This window comes from Nonomuraea sp. NPDC050383 (assembly GCF_044459125.1).
In the GTDB taxonomy this organism is placed as follows: domain Bacteria; phylum Actinomycetota; class Actinomycetes; order Streptosporangiales; family Streptosporangiaceae; genus Nonomuraea.
This window is the reverse complement of sequence record NZ_JBITIP010000013.1, coordinates 1-16,367: the sequence shown is the minus strand read 5'-3', so window position 1 is coordinate 16,367 and position 16,367 is coordinate 1. Positions and strand designations below refer to the sequence as shown.

Below are 16,367 nucleotides of genomic sequence, written 5' to 3'. Positions count from 1 at the left end.
AAGTCTTCTTGCTAAACGCGCAAGAAGGTGGCTTGGTGTGCTGCCCGGCGCGCAAGGTCGCCAGGCGGAGCGGGGCCTCCGGCGCGGCCGACGCGCTCTATTCGCGGAGGCCCTGCGCACCTCCGCAGTCGTCTTCGGCGCCGTCGGCGCCGGCGTCTTTCTGGTGGCCGCGGCGGGCGTCGCGGTCGAAGATCCCCATGATCTCGCACGGCCCGCCCTCGGCGCCGATGGCGTGCGGCATCATGGTGGGGAACTCTGCGGCCTGGTTGGTCTCGATGCGAAAGCGCCGATGGCCGAGCATGAGGATGGCGGTGCCGGACAACACCACCAGCCATTCACGGCCGGGGTGGGCGCGCATGCGGGCGGGATTATCGGGTGGCGGGTCGGTCATCCGCTGACGCATCACGCTCATGCCGGGGTCGCCCTTGATGGGCCAGCGCATCAGGCCGTGAGTGCCGTCGATCATCGGGCTGATGACAACGTCGTCGGTGGCGTTCTCCACGAGCTGGTCCAAGGTGGTGTCCAGTGCGCGGGCGAGAGTGACGAGCTGGTCCAGGGCGAGACGACGCTGGCCGTTCTCGATGCGGCTCAGTGAGGACTGGCTGAGGTTGGCGCGGGTGGCCAGTTCCTCCAGTGACCAGTCCTGCGCGACGCGCAGCGCGCGGATCCGTTTGCGTACGAGGCTGTCCAGCTGCCCATCTTCTTGCGTCATGAGCAACATGCTATGCCTTTGATGCAACGCGAGGTTAATGTCGACTACAGACGGTCCAGCACGGGGGGCCAGGTACGACGAAAGGACGCGACATGTCTGCGCAGACTTCCCGCTACGAGAGCGACGCACTGCCCACCGCGACCGTGGATGTCGTGATGATCGACAGCGGCACCCCGCGCAACCCCCCGCCGCTGCCGTGCACGGCTTCATCGTCCTGGACGGTACCCCGTCGCCCGAGATCCTCAAGTGCGGACGCCGGCAGGTACGCCAGTACGGCGGCCAGATCGTCTTCGGTGAGGTCGTCTCGGCCGCACCCGCCGCCCCCTTAGCGGACGGCGGCCTGCGGTTCACCGTCACCCTGGCCGACGGCCGCACGCTGACGGCGCGCCGGGTACTGGTGGCCACCGGCCTGCGAGACGTGCTGCCCGAAGTGTCCGGCCTGGCCGAGCACCGGGGCCACACCTCACGTACTTCACCCGCGGCACCGACCTGGACTCCGTGTCCTGCGCCCGATCCGCCGCACGCAACATCCGCATCGTCGAGACCGACGTCAAGGAAGTCGTCAACGATGACGGCGGCGCTCTCGCAGGCGTCCACCTGACCGACGGCGCCTTCGTGGAGCGGCGGGTCCTGGCTGTGGCCACGCAGATGCAGGCCCGCACCGAGGGCCTGGAGGGGCTGAAGCTGCCGAGGGAGGACCTGCCCGACAACATGGGCCGCCGCTTCGCCTCCGCCATGGCCGGAACCACCGAGATCCCGGGCGTGTGGGTGGCCGGCAACGCCACCGACCTCACCGCGACACAGAAGACCACCGGCTGACACGTAAGCCCCGCTGCTGAAGAACCGCACGACCGCCATCCAGCGGTCCGCGCGGCGAGCAAGTCCCTATCTCACGAACCTGGCGACCGGTCCTGTCCCGGCGCTGGTTCTGCATGCCCTTTTGGGAAGGAAATCATGAGTACCAATCAGCCTCCTCAGGCGGCGGACACGACAGTAAGCGGTGGGGGAGCGCCGGATGCACGTCAACTGCGCGCGATCCTGATCACCGTCTCGATCGCGCTGATGGCCGTCATCGCCTCGGTGTCAGGGCTGAACGTCGCCCAGACCCACATGGCCGTCGAGTTCGACGCCTCGCAGACCACCGTCCTGTGGATCATCAATATCTACACCCTCGCCCTGGCCGCGCTTCTGCTGCCGCTGGGCGCGATCGGTGATCGCCTTGGCCGCAAGCCCATGCTGATCACCGGGCTGGTCGTCTTCGGTGCCGCCGGCGTCGTCGCAGGACTCGCCCCGTCGGCCGGGGTGATGATCGCCGCCCGCGTGGCGGCCGGTATCAGCGCCGCGATGATCATGCCGATCACGCTGGCCGTCATCACCTCCACCTTCCCTGAGGAGGAGCGGGGCAAGGCGATCGGTGTGTGGACCGGTGTCGCCGGAGGCGGCGGCATCCTGGGCATGTTCCTCTCCGCCCTGCTGGTCGACGTCGCCGACTGGCGCTGGCTGTTCGTGCTGCCCGTGGTCCTGGTCGTCGTCGCGCTGGCGATGACACTGAAGTCGGTACCCAACTCCCGCGAACGCTCCCTCCATACCTTCGACACCATCGGCGCGCTGATCTCCACCATCGCCGTGATCGGTCTCATCTTCGTCCTGCAGGAAGGCCCTGAGCGCGGCTGGACCGCCCCCATCACCCTGATCAGCCTGGCCGTCGGCGTCGTCGCCGCCATCGCGTTCGTGGCCTGGGAGCTGCACCGCCGCGACGCCGCGCTGCTGGACGTACGCCTCTTCCGTGAGCGCGCTCTGGCCGGCGGCTCGATCACCCTGCTCGTCGTCTTCGGCGTCCAGGCCGGCATCGCCGTCGTCCTCTTCCCGTTCTTCCAGGCCGTACTCGGCTGGTCCGGGCTGCTGTCCACCGTGGCGATGATGCCGATGGCCGTCATGATGATGATGACCTCGAACCTGGCTGCGAAGATGGCCGCCAAGATCGGCGCCCGCTCCACCATGACCGTGGGCGTCGCCGTGGCCACGCTCGGCCTGGCCCTGATGGCGCTGTTCGTGTCCGTCGACGGCGGCTACCTGTCCATCCTGGCCGGCATGCTCGCCATGGGCATCGGCATGGGCCTGTCGATGACACCCTCCACCGAGGCCATCACCAGCTCACTGCCCCGCGCCAAGCAGGGCGTCGCCTCCGCGCTCAACGACGTCACCCGCGAGTTCGGCACCGCCCTGGGCGTCGCCATGCTCGGCGCGCTCCTGGCCAACGGCTACCGCAGCGCCATCGACGACAAGCTCGACGGCATCCCGGGCGAGGCCGCGGACACCGCACGCGAAGGCATCGCCAACGCCATCGAGGTCGCGCCCAAGACCGGCAGCCACGCCCAAGACCTGATCCACGCGGCACAGCAGTCCTTTGTCGACGGCTGGCAGCAGGCCATGTGGATCGGCGCCGCCGTCATGGCCGCCCTGCTCGTCCACGTCGTCCTGCGCGGCCCGAAGAGCACCGCACCCCTCCGGCCCGACGACGAGGCAGCCCCGGAGGCCGGGGCCGCGGAAAGCGTCGCTGCCCGCTGACCTCGCAGGACCTGCCTTGCCGACGGCGTACGAACGCGACAGCTGGCCATCGGGCACACCGCGACCTCGAAGTGTGCACGACGGCCCACAGCTCCCAGGCACAGCCCAATACCCCCAGCACAAGCAGGAATGGCACTCATGAGGACCATCGAGCTGACCGCCGACAACTTCAACGAGGTCATCTCCAGAAACGACCTTGTGATCAACGATTTCTGGGCCGAGTGGTGTGTGTCCGGTGCCAGAAGTGATGCAGAGGGTCTGACTTGGTCTGAGCTTCCCCCCGCAGCACGGACAGGACCGTGAAACGGTCCTGTGAGCGCCCGCCGCGGCATCCAACACGCCTCCAGGCTGGGCAAACACAACTGAGAAATTGAAGTTCGTCACGATCCGACATTTCAGATGCACGCCGTCGGGTTCGGCGCGCTGCACCCGGGTGCCCGGACCCCATCAGGCCGTTTCACCCGATCACCCTCATGCGCACCGAACCCGACGGCCGGAGTCAGCTACGCAGGGTCCACCGCTGGTTGGCCTGTCCGTTGCAGGACCACAGGATGAGTTTCGTGCCGTTGGCGGTGCCCTGGTCGTAGGCGTCGAGGCACAGGCCGGACTGCACGCCGCTGATGGTGCCGTTGCTGTTCACGTTCCACTGCTGGTTGGTCTGGCCGTTGCAGTCCCAGATGATCACTTGAGTGCCGTTGGCGGTGCCATGCCCGTAGGCGTCCAGGCACTTGTTGCCGTACACCTGCAACTGCTTGCCCGAGGTGTAGGTCCAGCGCTGCATGGTGCCGCCCCAGCATTCCCACAGCTGCACCTGGGTGCCGTTGGTGGTGCTGCCGTTCGGCACATCAGCGCACCGGCCGGACTGGCCGCCCACGATCTGGACGTTCTGCTGCGGGTCGCCGCCGCCCGCCGGCGCGTAGCCGGCGGCGGCGATGTTGGCCTGTACGGCGTCCTCGGTGGCGGCGCTCGGGTAGCCGGAGGTCAACACGCCCTCGTAGAAGGTGCCTCGACCGGAGACGCTGTTGTCACCGCCGATGCCGAGCAGGATGGCGCCTTCCTTCTTCATCGGGTGGTAGCCGTTGGGGCGCCGTCCGTCGAAATAGGTCGTCAGGCCGCCCGACTGCGCGTTGCCGCCCCGGATCGCCCAGTGGTTCGGCTCGCCCTTGACAATGGCGGTGACGAAGCGGTGGTTGATGGCGGCGAGGTTGTTGTAGCCCGGGTTCACGCCGGAGAAGAGTCCCCACTCCAGGTCGGCCATGATCCAGGGACCAGCCCCGGCCCCGTAGCCCCACTGCTTGTCGGCGCCGAAGTAGACGGTCTCCATGATGGCGGGGGAGTCGGCTATGCCATCCGTCTGCGCGTTGCCGTAGTCGAAGCAGCACCACTGGTTGTAGTGCGTGCCGTCGACGACGGCGTAGATGCCCTCGGGCTCATCACCCTTGGCGACGCCATTGGTGTTGTTGTTGCGGTAGCCGGTACCGGGCTCCACGCGGACACCGTACGCCTTCTGCCCGCCGATGGTGATCGGGGCCGCCTTCGCGTCGGCGAGATTGTCCCATCCGCCCGGAGCGGGGCCCTTCCAGTAGCCGGGCGGCGCCTGGGTGAGGCGGTTGTTGCGGCCGGACTGGTCATAGATGACGCTGATGACGCAGGTCGTGTTGGCGCAGAACGAGTCCTGGGTGGCGGCGTTGACGACTCCGCCCGGGCTGAGGACGCCGATGTCGCGCGTGGTGTTGTCCGACGCGCGCCTGACCTGGTACAGCGGGCCGTTGTAGGCGCCGTACAGAGCACGGGTCGTGCTGTGCGCCGCCACGCACGGCGTCCCGCCCGCGGCGTAGATGTCACACGGCTGCGACGTCGCCGCCTGGGCCGTTGTGCCACCGCCGACCAGGCAGGAGGTGGCGAGCAGCGCGCCCGCCCCGGCCGCGAGCGCCTTTCTCAGGCTCCCGGAAAGCATCATGCATTCCTTTCTCAATCACGAATCATGAGCGGGTGCCGATACGGCAGGTTGAGTCATGCGTATGTTAGCGCTAACATTAATTGCCTTCGAGACTGATTCGCGGGGTGACAGTGGTGTGGAGTTAATTCATTGAAGGGCCGGACGTCAAGAACGTGGATCACGTGTCTCGGAGGCCGCGGGTGCCGTCGACGCGCCACCTGGGCTCTTCCCGTGACACGTTCGCACCGCTGCGATGAGATGTCGTGAAACTTTCCTCCCCGCGTCCGCCGAGTGGTGAGGCGTCACCCGCCTCGCCGGACTGTCAACGACGTTCCACCAGGCAGGAGTGTGTCCAGTCTTCTTGGTACAGTCCCCAGGAATCCGCTCGAAAACGATCATCTGGGATCACACCGGGGATTCAGGCTGAGATAGCCGGCGCGAGTGCGTTTGGGTGATGCCGGCACTGATTAGCTGACGGTCCACTTCTGTGAATTGCCGCCGTCGCACATGCGGAGGTTGACCGCGGTGCCGTTAGTGGTGGCGTCGTTGTTCAGGTCGAGGCAGAGACCGCTGCCGCTGCCGCTGGTGAGGGTGCCGTCGGTGTTGAGGTTCCATTGCTGGTTGCTGCCGCCGGAACAGCTCCAGAGTTGCACCCTGGTTCCGGGGGTCGCGCCCGTGGGTTCGTCCAGGCATTTGCCGACGAGCTGCAGCTGACCGCCGGTGCGGGTGAACTGCTGGTTGACGAGGGTGTTGCAGTCGTAGATCTGCAGTTGGGTGCCGTTGGCGCCGGCGCCGTTCGGGGTGTCGATGCACCGGTTGGCGAGCTGGCTGCGCAGCCGGAAGGTCCCGGGCGGCGGTGTCGTGTCGAAAGTGATGTTCGAGACGTAGGCGTTGATGTTCCAGCTCGCGTCCGGATCGGTTCGACTGGTGATCGGGTTGCCCTGGACGGTGAAGTTGCTGAAGTGCACGCCGCTGATGTTCACGGATGAGGAACGTCCGTGCAGGTTGATGACCTTCTTGACGTCCGAGGCGACGTTCGTGAAGTAGGCGTCCCGGATCGTCGAGGTGTTCTTCGCCGTTCTCCATGTCGGCGGACGGTCTTCGGCCAGGTCGACCAGGCTGTCGGTGTTCTCCACTCGGATGTCTTCCCACCTGGTGTTCGAGACGACGGCCGTGTCGTAGGCATCGATCACCATCGCCCGTCCAGCCTTCACCACGTCGATGTCACGGAAGGTGACGCCGTCCATCGAGGTTCCTTGGGTTTTGGTCCCGATCTTCGCGCAGGCCGAATTGCTGTAGCAGACGACATGCTCGTGGACGACGTTCCTGGTGTTGATCGCGCCTGCGGTGTCGTACTCGTTCTTGGTCGCCATGTTGTCGTCGCCCGTGTAGAGGAAGGCATTGGACAGCAGGCCGTTGGTCGACTCGTCGAAATCCACGCCGTCGGTGTTGTTGTACGTCGTCGTGGTGGGCCGAACGTTGATCACCTTGTAGTTTTTGATGGTGACCTTGTCGCTGCGGTAGACGAGCGTGTTCCAGTAGCTGGGGTCTCGGACGGTGAGGCCGTCGACCAGGATGTCGGAGCTCTGCTCGATCTTCAGAAGGTTCAGGTTCATGCCCTGCGCCCGCAGGGACTTTCCGTTCCCGTCGATGACACCGGGGCCCAGCAGCTTCGCATTGCTCACCTGGTACACCCGGACGGTCGCGTGCTGGGTGCCTTCGATGTTCACACCGCCGCCGCCGGTGTTGAAGTCTCCCGGCCTGTTCGAGCCGTAGAGGATGGCGCCGGCCGCCAGATACAGGGTCATGTTGCTCTTCATCCAGAGCTCACCGACCTGATACCTGCCGGGCGGGACGTACAGGATGTTCCGGGTCGCTCCGGACGCGGCGTTGATCGCGTTTTGGATCTTGGTGGTGACGAGCGTCGCCCCCGTGTTGTCGACCCCGTAATCGGCCAGGTTCTTGACGTTGGCGTCCCCCGGCAGGGGCGGGCTCGACTCGGGCGCGTCGATGAGAATGAACAGCAGTTCCTTGGAGTCGAACTGGACGATCAAGTAGTTGGGGCCGCTGTCGAAAGTGATCGTGTTGCCGCTTCTGGTGACCGCCAGCTTCCGGCTCTTCGGGCTGACGGTGTACGAGCTGAAGCTCTGAGCGACGGTGACCGAGAACGTGGCCGTGCCCGCTCCCGCCATCGAGCAGTGCGCGTAATGCACCTGCATCTCGGGGGCGAACTTGGTCATCTTCTCGACGAACAGCGGCGCGCCGTCCGCCGCGACGGTGTAGAGGGGGCTTTTCGTGGCGCCGGGCAGGGTGGGATCCGCGACGCAGCCGCCGGCTGCCCGACCGACCGAGCTGTCCCCGGCCGCGCCGGTCGCCGCAGTCGCGCCGTACACCGGCGCCACCAGGGCGTTCGTCCCGACGCCGCCGCCAACGGCGAGGAGTGCGACAGCCAATAACTTCGCAAGTAACTTCGCAAGAGGTGTGATTCTCATGAGGGGTCCGTCCTGTCGGGAATCCCTTGCGGGGGCCAGTGCCAGCGGCAGTGATCGTGGGTGCGGGCTGGGATCCCAGATCGTGCCGCGGACAATCTTCGATGGTGGGCGGAATGGTGGTGTAAAGGGCTGCGTCTACCTGCCCGATACGTGAGAACGGGGCCGGCTGATGGAGCTGCAGGCGTACGACCCTGCGGGAACTGGCGGGCCGTTCACCCTCGTTGAGGAGATCGATCAGAAGTTCGATGCCGGCCCGGCCGCATTGATCCTTCGACTGGTCAGCGCGGCGACAGGGACGCCACCTGCGAAGGTGGGCGACGCGCTACCGGCTTCGACCAGCTCAAGGCCCGGCCGTCTACAAGCCGTGGACCGTCGTCGCCATCGTCCGCGGGTGCCTCTTACGGGGGCGGATGCGTGTTCCATGGCGGCTTCGCCTCCAGAGGAGTGGCTTGGGAACGCCGAAGTGTGAAACGCAACTGAAATCGGTTCCAAACATCGACCGAGGTCCTCACCATGTCAAGGCCCAAAGTTTGAGGAGTGTCCGCCGGGCGTCCCGGCTGTTGCTTGACAGCAAAAGGGAAACGGTTCCAGAATGAGTCTGGTGTGGCATACGACGTGCCGGCGAATCCAGAGGAACCTGTCGTGACGGATGAACCTGTCGTGACGGTGACGATCAAGGACGTGGCGCGGCTGGCGGGTGTGTCACCCGCCTCGGTGTCCCGCGCGCTGGCTGACCCCGGCCAGGTGCGCCCCGGCACGCGCGAGCGCGTCCATCGGGCCGCGGCAGCCTTGGGTTACCACCCCAACCAGGCCGCGCGCGCCCTGACCACGGGCCGGACCCGGACGATCGGACTCGTGGTGCCCGACATCACCAACCCGATCTTCTCCTCCATCTTCCAGGCCGTGCAGCACCGGGCCCGGGAAAGCGGCTACTCCGTCCTGCTGGCCGATACCGGGGAGGACCCAGCGACCGAGGTCGACCTCGTGCGCACCCTGGCCAAGCAGGTCGACGGGTTCCTGCTGTGCTCACCCCGCGCCGCCCAGGAGGACCTGGATCCCTTCCTGCGGACAACCGCGGTCGTCACGATCAACCACAGGGGCAGGCAGGTTCCCAGCGTCACCTCCGACAACACCGACGGCGCCCGGCAGGTGGCCGAGCATCTCCTGGCCCTCGGCCACCGACGCCTCGCCTACGTCGCCGGACCCGCCGCCTCCTCCGACAACCGCGAACGGCTCCGCGGCCTGCGCGCCGCCGTCGCCGCCGCAGGCGCCGAGCTGACCGACTTCAGCGCCGTGTCACCCACCTACGACGGCGGCACCGCTGTGGCCGATCTGGTGCTCGCCACCTCAGCGACCGCGGTGATCGCCTTCAATGACGTCATCGCACTCGGACTGCTCAACCGCTTCACCGCCCGGGGCATCGGGGTTCCCCAACAGATCAGCCTCGTCGGATTCGACGACATCCCCTTCGCCGCCATGGCCAACCCGCCGCTGACCAGCGTCGCCGTGGCCAAGCAGCAGATCGGGCGGACCGCGGTCGACTTCTTGCTGGATCTACTCGGCGGACGTCAACGCCCCAGCCGATCCCGGCTGATGCTGCCCACCCACCTCATCGTGCGCGGCTCGACCGGCCCAGCACCTGCAACATCCGCAGGCTGACTCCAGGACCCACCGTGCGAGCGATCCGGAGCACCGCAGGCCCGTGCGCGTATGGCATGGCGAAACATCGAACGGATCGATGTTGTCAACAGCCGCGTCCCCAGCAAACGTTCCATCGTCGGGCCTGGAGGGATTCGCGTTCATCAAGGTGATGGGCAATGCATCGGTGTGGTGGGTTGGGGTGAGTATGAGGTTTCATCTGAAGTTCCGGGTTGGCTGTGGTCTCATGTGTCGCGGATTCCGATCGACCCGACAACAGGGCTGCAGCGGGTGAGCATTCCTCTCGGCGTCGTTGACCCGCTGTGGATGGAGGGGCCGATGGGAACCGAGATCCGCCACCGCAGGGCTGATCTGCTCCAACCGGCTGAGGTCCTTTAGCGAGACCTCTGGCCGCCACGGTGTCCAGTACTCCGGCGAGTCGGCCACGCGTGGAAACAGGACCGCGGTGGGCAACCAGTTGATGAGAACAGTCGGCCGCGAAAATCACCGTGACGCTGTCCTAACCCGCGTTAGCGCTTAGCGGTAGGCGCTTGGCCACACCAGCCGTACCTCGCTGTCGGGGCGGCCGTAGGGGCTTTTTCGGTCTTGATAGGCCCAACACCGCCAACCCACACCTGCTCATCAACCGCATCACCGCCACGACCACGGTGCCGGCCAGCGGCCAGGGCGCCTCGCTGATCCTGCACAAACAGGCCGCTACCCTCGAACGCCTGCGCATCGATCGGATCCTCGAAGGAGCCCTCGCCTGCCGAGGCGACCCCCTGCATCTCGCCTCGGTTTTTCGGCCTCGGCACCAAGACCGCCATCCGCTACGCCGACTCCGCCCGGCGGCTTCTGGTCACGGCTGCCGAGGAACAAGACCCCGCCGGTTCGGGCGAACTCAAGGGGTCGAAACAATCCATAGAACGTGAAGACCCTTCAGTTCGCGTCAGGTGCGCTGCGTGATTTCGGAGGAGTCCAGCGTGACCTGCGACTCGACAAGTTGGCCCGGACCGGGGCTCATGGTCGTCCGGACTAACTTGTCGGTTTCTGCCTCATACTGGCGGTCGCCGATGATGGCGAAACTTTGGCGGATAGATGTTCGGCACAGCAGACTCCTTCTTCCGGGAACCAGGGTTCCCCACAGATCAGCTGTCCACCAAGCCGGGCCGGCTCCAGGTAGCTCCGCGTACGGTCGCTGAGCCCTCAGCGCTTGTTGAGTCCCTGCAGCACCAGCAGCCCCGTACCGGAGTCGAGCACCAGACGGTCGCCCAGCGGCCGGTCGAGCGTGACGGTGATCGTGGCCGTCTTGCGTATCAACGGGCAAGGCTTGCCAGAGCTGGAGTCCTTCTCGTCCACGTCCACCACCACCAGCTGTTCGGTCTCGTAAGCGCGTGCCCCGTGAACGGTGTCGCAGGCGCCGCACCCATAACGGAGAAGCAGCTCGTGTGGCTGGCCGGCGACGAGGTCGAACGCCATCACCTCTTCGATATCCCCCTGTACCCGCTCGGGACGGGCAGTGACGGCCGAGGGGTCGACCGCCACGTGGACCTTCTTCTGCTCGACTCCCTCGACGGTGAACAGCCAGGCGGGCACCTGGATGGTGCCGCGGCTGGTCTCCAGCGGAACCTTGCCCAATGTGGCTCCGGTCACCCGGAGGGGCCGGCATCCCGTGGCCGGGCACTCCTGTTCGATGAGATCGGCCGGTTTCAGGAAGCCAGCAGCAGCACCAGGGGCAGGCACGCGATCACTCGTCGCACGAGACCTCCTCTCAGCGTCAACCCCCGCTTCTAGCGCGTGGGTTCGTGAACCTCATGCCAGAGCTCCGTGCCGTCCTGGCCGTAACCGACGATCTTGAAGCCTTCGGCGTACAGGTCATCGGTACGCTGCTGCGTCCCGGCGAACATCCGGAAGCCGCCGATCTTCCACGGGTCAGGCCGGGTGTCGACGCTCACCGAGGCGCCGTCTCTGAAGACCAGCGCGACGCGGACGGTCTTGGCGCCGGCGATGCCGAACCAGTGCTCCTTGTGCTCTCGCAGCTCCACCTTCATGGGCTTGCCGCCCATGTCGATCAGCGCCCGATCGGGGCCGCCTCTCGCGATCACCGCCATGCCGGGTGACAGGACGTTGAGGCCCACGGCCTGCCCATCCAGCTTCCAGATCAGATTCTTGTCGGGCGTCTCGTAGAGACCCACCTCGAGCTTTCCGGGCATCTGGACTGTAAGGCCGATCGGCTTGGCACCGGCCTCGGGCGTCGCCATCGGCCGCCGCTCGATCCGCTCGATCGTTTCGCCCTCGCCGCCCGTGAACTCGAAAGCCGTCACCGTCTTGTCCGCCGGCACGGTAACGGTCCAGATGGCCTGAGGAGCGCCCTGTGGTGTCTGAAGCGTGCCGGGGACTCGCCCGCCGTCTTTGAGCACCGCCGCGACGTGCGCGACGTTGGCTTGGGCGGTGCCGTAGTGCAGCACCTTGCCGGTCACGGGGGGTGGGAACGACTCGGTGGAGCCCTGATCGGTGACCTCCCGGCCGTCGATCGGCTCGTCGCCGCAGAACTTCGAACTCCCTCCGGACCTGGACTTGTGCTCCTGGCAGAAGACGGTGGCGCCGCTCTTCGTCCTGGCGTACCAGAACGAGACGGGTCGCTTCTCTGAGGGGTTGTCGATCGTCAGGCGCTTCCCGATGGGGGACGTGTCCCAGACCGGGTTCCCGAGTGAGGGTTCGGTGGCGACGGTGGCGAGATCGCCGCGCTCGTCGGTGCTGCGCGTGGCCATCACCGTGATCGGCGCGGCGATCGCGACGACGCAGATGCCTGCTACCAGCGCGTTCCTGCGCATCCTGCGCCGCCGCGACCGCGACACTACCTCAGTGGAGAAACTTGGCGGGGCCTGTGGCGCGCGCGTGGCGGCGTGCCCCAGCTTCGCGCGCAGACGGGATTCCAATGGGTCGGTCATTCGGGGCTCCCGTTGATCTCTGAGATGCTGGGCAGAACGGAACGGAGCTTGGCCAGGCCGAGAGAGGCGTGGCTGCGTACGGTCCCCCGGGAGATGCCGAGCACGTCGGCGATGTCCGTGTCGGACAGGTCCTCGTAGTAGCGCAGCACCAGCACGGCCCGCTGCTTGCGTGGCAGCGTGGCGAGCGCTTGCCACAGGCCCTCGTCGCTGTCGGAGGGCGGTGTGTCGAATCGAGCCGTCTCGTGCAGCGCCCAGTCCGGCCGCTCGCGCCTGCGTAACCGCCACGTGCTGATGTGCAGCCGGACCATGATCGTTTTGGTGTAGCTTTCTGGGGCCAGTTTCCGCCGCACCCGCGGCCAGGCCTGATGCAGCCGGACCAGCGCCTCCTGTGTGAGGTCCGCCGCGTCGTGCGGGTTGCCGCTGAGCAGGTAGCCGTAGCGCAGCAGGGCGTCGGCCCGTTCCGCCACGAATGCCTCGAAGCGGGGCTCGTCCTCCAATGGCCTCTGCCTTTCCTCGTTCCGTCAGGGGATAGACGGCTCGGGAGGCCGAACTGTTGAATGTCGCCGTGCAATCGACCTACCGCAAATCTTCTTGCCAGCGAAGATCACCGGCCTTGGAACAGGCACTCAGCCAGTCTTGCGCTCGCGGCCAAAGCTCGGGCGGGGCCGGTGCGCCTGGCGGGGAGTGGTCCGGACCGGCCAGGGAGCAGGGATGGTGGCGGTGGCGAGGTGATCGGAGCCGACCGGAAACGGACGGAGGTATTCGCTGAGGCAGCGAGCGTTCCTGGGGCGGTGGTTCCAGGTGTCGGCGCTGGCGTGGACGGTGCCAGCGAACAGGTCCATCGGGAGGGACCAATCTCGGATCATGACGGGGTGCAGATGGCGGTGGCAGAGGAGTCCGCGGCCGCCGTGGCGGTTGAGTGCGAACCAGTAGGCGCTGCGCTGGTTCCGGTCATGGCTGTGCTGGTTGGGCTTGGGAACGCGGGGCCGCCGAAGGTGCGCTGAGTGTTGTAGGTGTTGACGGGAAGGCTCGTGCAGATGCCCATGACCGCGCGTGAGGAGGATGTGCTGTCGGCCATCGCCGACGGTCTGTCCAACGCTGAGATCCGGCAAGCGCCTGGTGATGGCGGAAGCCACGTGAACACCCACCTGCTGCGGATCTTCGCTGAAGTCGAGGTCAACGACCGCACCTACGCAGTGGTGGTCGCCATGAACGTGGTCTGCTACGGCGCGGCTGAGAGCCGAACCCCAGAGCCGCGCCCTCGGCCCAGTCACGCACCCTGCCGACCGGAAACCCACGGTAGGAGGCGTACGAGATGCGCAGCGATCGATGGTTCCGGCAAAGGCCGACTACTTTGCGCCACGCCGTCATCGTCGTCATCGAGGCATCTGCCCGGTCGCAGAAGGGTGAGCCCAGCCCCATCATGACCGCGATGGCCCGCAAGATCACCGAGGTCTTCGACGCAGACGGCTGAGCATCAGCCGTGGCGTCGACGTGGTGCCCGTGTCCTGGGGGAGTGTCCGCAGTACCCAGGATCGTTTCTCTCGCTGGTGCCCAGTCTCCCATCGCAACTCGTCGCCGCAGGAGAGGTTCGGTTGCTCGACTGCTTCCTGTTTGGCCTGATATGCCAAACTCCACCCCATACGCTGCACAGATAGGAATGGGGCTTGTGGAGCTGCGGGACATCGAGATCTTCCTGACGCTGGCCGAGGAGCTGCACTTCGGCCGTACCGCCGAGCGGCTGCACGTCTCTGTCGCCAGGGTCAGCCAGGCGATCAAGAAGCAGGAACGAGCCATCGGTGCCGAGCTCTTCGCGAGGAACAGCCACGGCGTACGGCTGACGCAGCTCGGCGAGCAAGTGCGGGACGATCTGCGCCCGCTCAGCCAGGGCCTGGCGCAGACCATGGAGCGGGCACGGCTGGCCGCGCGCGGCAAGATCGGCACGCTCAGAGTGAGTCTGTTCCCCGGCAACGTCCAGGAACTGCGCCGCTACTGGGACACCTTCCGCGCCCGGCATCCGCAGTGGGAGCTGCGGCTGAGGATGTCGAACTACCAGGATCCGTTCGCCCAGCTACGCAACGGAGAGGCCGACATCCTGGTCGCCTGGCTGCCCGTCAACGAGCCCGACCTCACCCAGGGCCCCGTGCTCTTCTCCGAGCCGAGGGTGCTGGGCGTGGCGAACGACCACGCGCTCACCAGATGGTCCTCGATCTCCGTGGAGGTGGTCAGCGACTTCCAGCACGTGGTCATCGATTCCGCGCCCGGCGACTGGTTCGAGCAGTACGTCCCGGAGGTCACACCCCGGGGCCGCGCGATCGATCGCACCGTCAGCGTGGACAACCTGGAGGACGTGTTCATGGCCACCGTCCTGGGGGAGACCGTCACCCTCTTCCCGACCCACGTGATCCGCTACTACCCCCGCCCCGACATCGCCTACCTGCCGGTCAAGGACATGGATGTGCTGCCGTACGGGCTGGTGTGGCGTAGCGACGCGGAGAACGACATGATCCGCGCCTTCGCCCGTGTCGCCGGCGATCTGGGACCGTTGCCCGGCTGAGACCGCCCACAGCTCGTCGCGGACCTCCCGCGTGTCCTCTCCTGCGTGAAGTCTGCGGTTAACGCGGCGTTGCAGGATCCGGCGTTGCCCCGGCCGGCCCGTACCGGCAGCCTTGATTCAGGGCGAATCGCTACACGGGAGGGGAAAAGTGGTAGACAACCGCATACGGGTAGAAACGTGAACATTGTCGGCTCAACGGTCGTCTTCACAGTCGACGATCTGGCCGACTCTCGCCACTTCTTCACCGTCTATCTGGGCTTCCGCGAGGTGCTCGGCAACCCGGAGCTCAGCTGGCTGAGCCGCGACGACGCGGCCGTCGACATCCTCCTGAACCAGCGTGACCTTGAACAGCCGCACGAGCGGATCGCCCTGACGGTGGTGGCGTTCGCGGTCACCGATCTGGTCGGCGAATACGCGCGCCTGCAGGCAGCGGGCGCACCCATCACCAGGCACCTGTGGTGCAGCCCCTGGGGTGAACGGCAGCTGCGACTCACCGACCCCAACGGCATCGTCGTCGAGCTGACCGAATGGATCGTGCCCGGCGGGCATCCCGACCTCAGCTGACCGGCGGCGTCGTGTCAGCGGCGGCGTCAGTACGGCGACGGCCCGGTATCAGCGCGGTCGGCGATCGTCAGTGTTATCGCTCGTGCACATGACTTTTCGTAACAGATCTCAAGGAGCACACCATCATGTCCATCACCCTCACCGACCAGGACGCGCTCACCCTGCGCACCGCTGCCTGGGGCGCCGTTTCGCTGATGTCGGCCGCTGGTGCCGCCGGTTCGGCGCACCAGGCCGCCACCGAGGGCTCCGTCGCCCTGACCTCCGCGACCGGCCTGGTCGGGCACGTGCTGGCCAAGGCGCCCAAGGGCGTGAAGTACGGCAAGAGCGTGGCCGAGCTGGCCGACCAGGTGTTGCCGGCCCTGACCGCCTCCATGAGGCTGCTGGGGCAGCAGGACCCGGCCGAGGCCGACAACTTCCGCCGCACTGTCCTGATCGCCATCGATGCGGCCACCCAGAAAAGGCCCAGCCCCACCATGACCGAGATGGCCCGTAAGATCGGCGCAGCCCTCGACGCCGCTTCGGCCACGTCCGGGGTGAGCGCGGCGAACACCGTGGCCGGGCGGGTCCGCCCGGAGCTGCAGAAGATCATCGAGGAGATCGTGGACTCCGGTATCACCGGAATGCAGCTGCGGGTGAACGACGAGCGCGGTGAGTGGGTCGGCACCGCCGGGGTGCGCGAGCTGGGTTCGTCGGAGCGGCCGCCGGCGGATGGGCGGTTCCGGGTGGGCAGCGCCACCAAGGCGTTCGTCGCGACGCTGGTGCTGCAGTTGGTGGCCGAGGACAAGATCGGGCTGGACAGCCCGGTGGACGGTTACCTGCCCGAGTTCGGGCTGGACGAGCGGATCACCGTGCGGATGGTGCTGCAGCACACCAGCGGGATCTTCAACTTCACCGGCGAGTACTACGAGGACGGGACGTTCGCGCCGGGGATCGCGTGGTCGGGCAA

General features: G+C 66.7%; 12 protein-coding genes and 1 pseudogene. 7 read left to right on the top strand and 6 right to left on the bottom strand.

Annotated elements, in window-relative coordinates:
* Positions 1 to 97: 97 nt before the first annotated feature.
* Positions 98 to 712: a helix-turn-helix domain-containing protein gene (locus tag ACIBG4_RS28685; protein WP_397204459.1), complete on the bottom strand. Its 615-nt coding sequence runs from the start codon at positions 710 to 712 to the stop codon at positions 98 to 100.
* Between the two features lie 498 nt (positions 713 to 1,210).
* On the opposite strand from ACIBG4_RS28685, the gene ACIBG4_RS28680 reads away from it, so the two are divergent.
* Positions 1,211 to 1,531 carry a hypothetical protein gene (locus ACIBG4_RS28680; protein WP_397204458.1) on the top strand — a complete coding sequence of 107 codons (321 nt, stop codon included), beginning with the start codon at positions 1,211 to 1,213 and terminating at the stop codon, positions 1,529 to 1,531.
* A 135-nt stretch (positions 1,532 to 1,666) separates the two neighbouring features.
* Entirely contained in the window at positions 1,667 to 3,280 is a 1,614-nt protein-coding gene (locus ACIBG4_RS28675) for an MFS transporter (RefSeq protein ID WP_397204457.1), read from the top strand.
* Between the two features lie 499 nt (positions 3,281 to 3,779).
* On the opposite strand, the gene ACIBG4_RS28670 is transcribed toward ACIBG4_RS28675, so the two are convergent.
* Positions 3,780 to 5,240, bottom strand: coding sequence for an arabinofuranosidase catalytic domain-containing protein (locus ACIBG4_RS28670; RefSeq protein WP_397204456.1), 1,461 nt, complete (start codon positions 5,238 to 5,240; stop codon positions 3,780 to 3,782).
* A 446-nt stretch (positions 5,241 to 5,686) separates the two neighbouring features.
* Positions 5,687 to 7,711 (bottom strand): ricin-type beta-trefoil lectin domain protein, encoded by a 2,025-nt coding sequence (locus ACIBG4_RS28665; RefSeq protein ID WP_397204455.1) that lies wholly within the window; start codon positions 7,709 to 7,711, stop codon positions 5,687 to 5,689.
* A gap of 642 nt (positions 7,712 to 8,353) precedes the next feature.
* Between ACIBG4_RS28665 and ACIBG4_RS28660 the strand changes: the two genes are divergently transcribed.
* Positions 8,354 to 9,370 carry a LacI family DNA-binding transcriptional regulator gene (locus ACIBG4_RS28660; RefSeq protein WP_397204454.1) on the top strand — a complete coding sequence of 339 codons (1,017 nt, stop codon included), beginning with the start codon at positions 8,354 to 8,356 and terminating at the stop codon, positions 9,368 to 9,370.
* 1,185 nt (positions 9,371 to 10,555) lie between these two features.
* Here the strand turns inward: ACIBG4_RS28660 and ACIBG4_RS28655 are convergent.
* The 3 genes from ACIBG4_RS28655 to ACIBG4_RS28645 all read right to left on the bottom strand — a co-directional run bounded on the left by ACIBG4_RS28655 (position 10,556) and on the right by ACIBG4_RS28645 (position 12,797).
* On the bottom strand, positions 10,556 to 10,987 hold the full coding sequence (locus ACIBG4_RS28655) for a hypothetical protein (protein ID WP_397204453.1): 432 nt from the start codon (positions 10,985 to 10,987) through the stop codon (positions 10,556 to 10,558).
* Between the two features lie 152 nt (positions 10,988 to 11,139).
* Positions 11,140 to 12,300 carry a hypothetical protein gene (locus ACIBG4_RS28650; RefSeq protein ID WP_397204452.1) on the bottom strand — a complete coding sequence of 387 codons (1,161 nt, stop codon included), beginning with the start codon at positions 12,298 to 12,300 and terminating at the stop codon, positions 11,140 to 11,142.
* On the bottom strand, positions 12,297 to 12,797 hold the full coding sequence (locus ACIBG4_RS28645) for a SigE family RNA polymerase sigma factor (protein ID WP_397204451.1): 501 nt from the start codon (positions 12,795 to 12,797) through the stop codon (positions 12,297 to 12,299). Before ACIBG4_RS28645 ends, ACIBG4_RS28650 begins: the two co-directional genes overlap by 4 nt.
* Positions 12,798 to 13,337: 540 nt before the next feature.
* Here ACIBG4_RS28645 and ACIBG4_RS28640 point away from each other — a divergent pair.
* The 4 genes and pseudogenes from ACIBG4_RS28640 to ACIBG4_RS28625 form a co-directional block, all read left to right on the top strand.
* Positions 13,338 to 13,496, top strand: a pseudogene (locus ACIBG4_RS28640) (LuxR C-terminal-related transcriptional regulator); the annotation flags it as partial.
* A 464-nt stretch (positions 13,497 to 13,960) separates the two neighbouring features.
* Entirely contained in the window at positions 13,961 to 14,857 is an 897-nt protein-coding gene (locus ACIBG4_RS28635) for a LysR family transcriptional regulator (protein ID WP_397204450.1), read from the top strand.
* Between the two features lie 177 nt (positions 14,858 to 15,034).
* Positions 15,035 to 15,421 (top strand): VOC family protein, encoded by a 387-nt coding sequence (locus ACIBG4_RS28630; protein ID WP_397204449.1) that lies wholly within the window; start codon positions 15,035 to 15,037, stop codon positions 15,419 to 15,421.
* Positions 15,422 to 15,546: 125 nt separating this feature from the next.
* On the top strand, positions 15,547 to 16,367 hold an 821-nt coding region (locus tag ACIBG4_RS28625; RefSeq protein WP_397204448.1), incomplete at its 3' end, for a serine hydrolase domain-containing protein.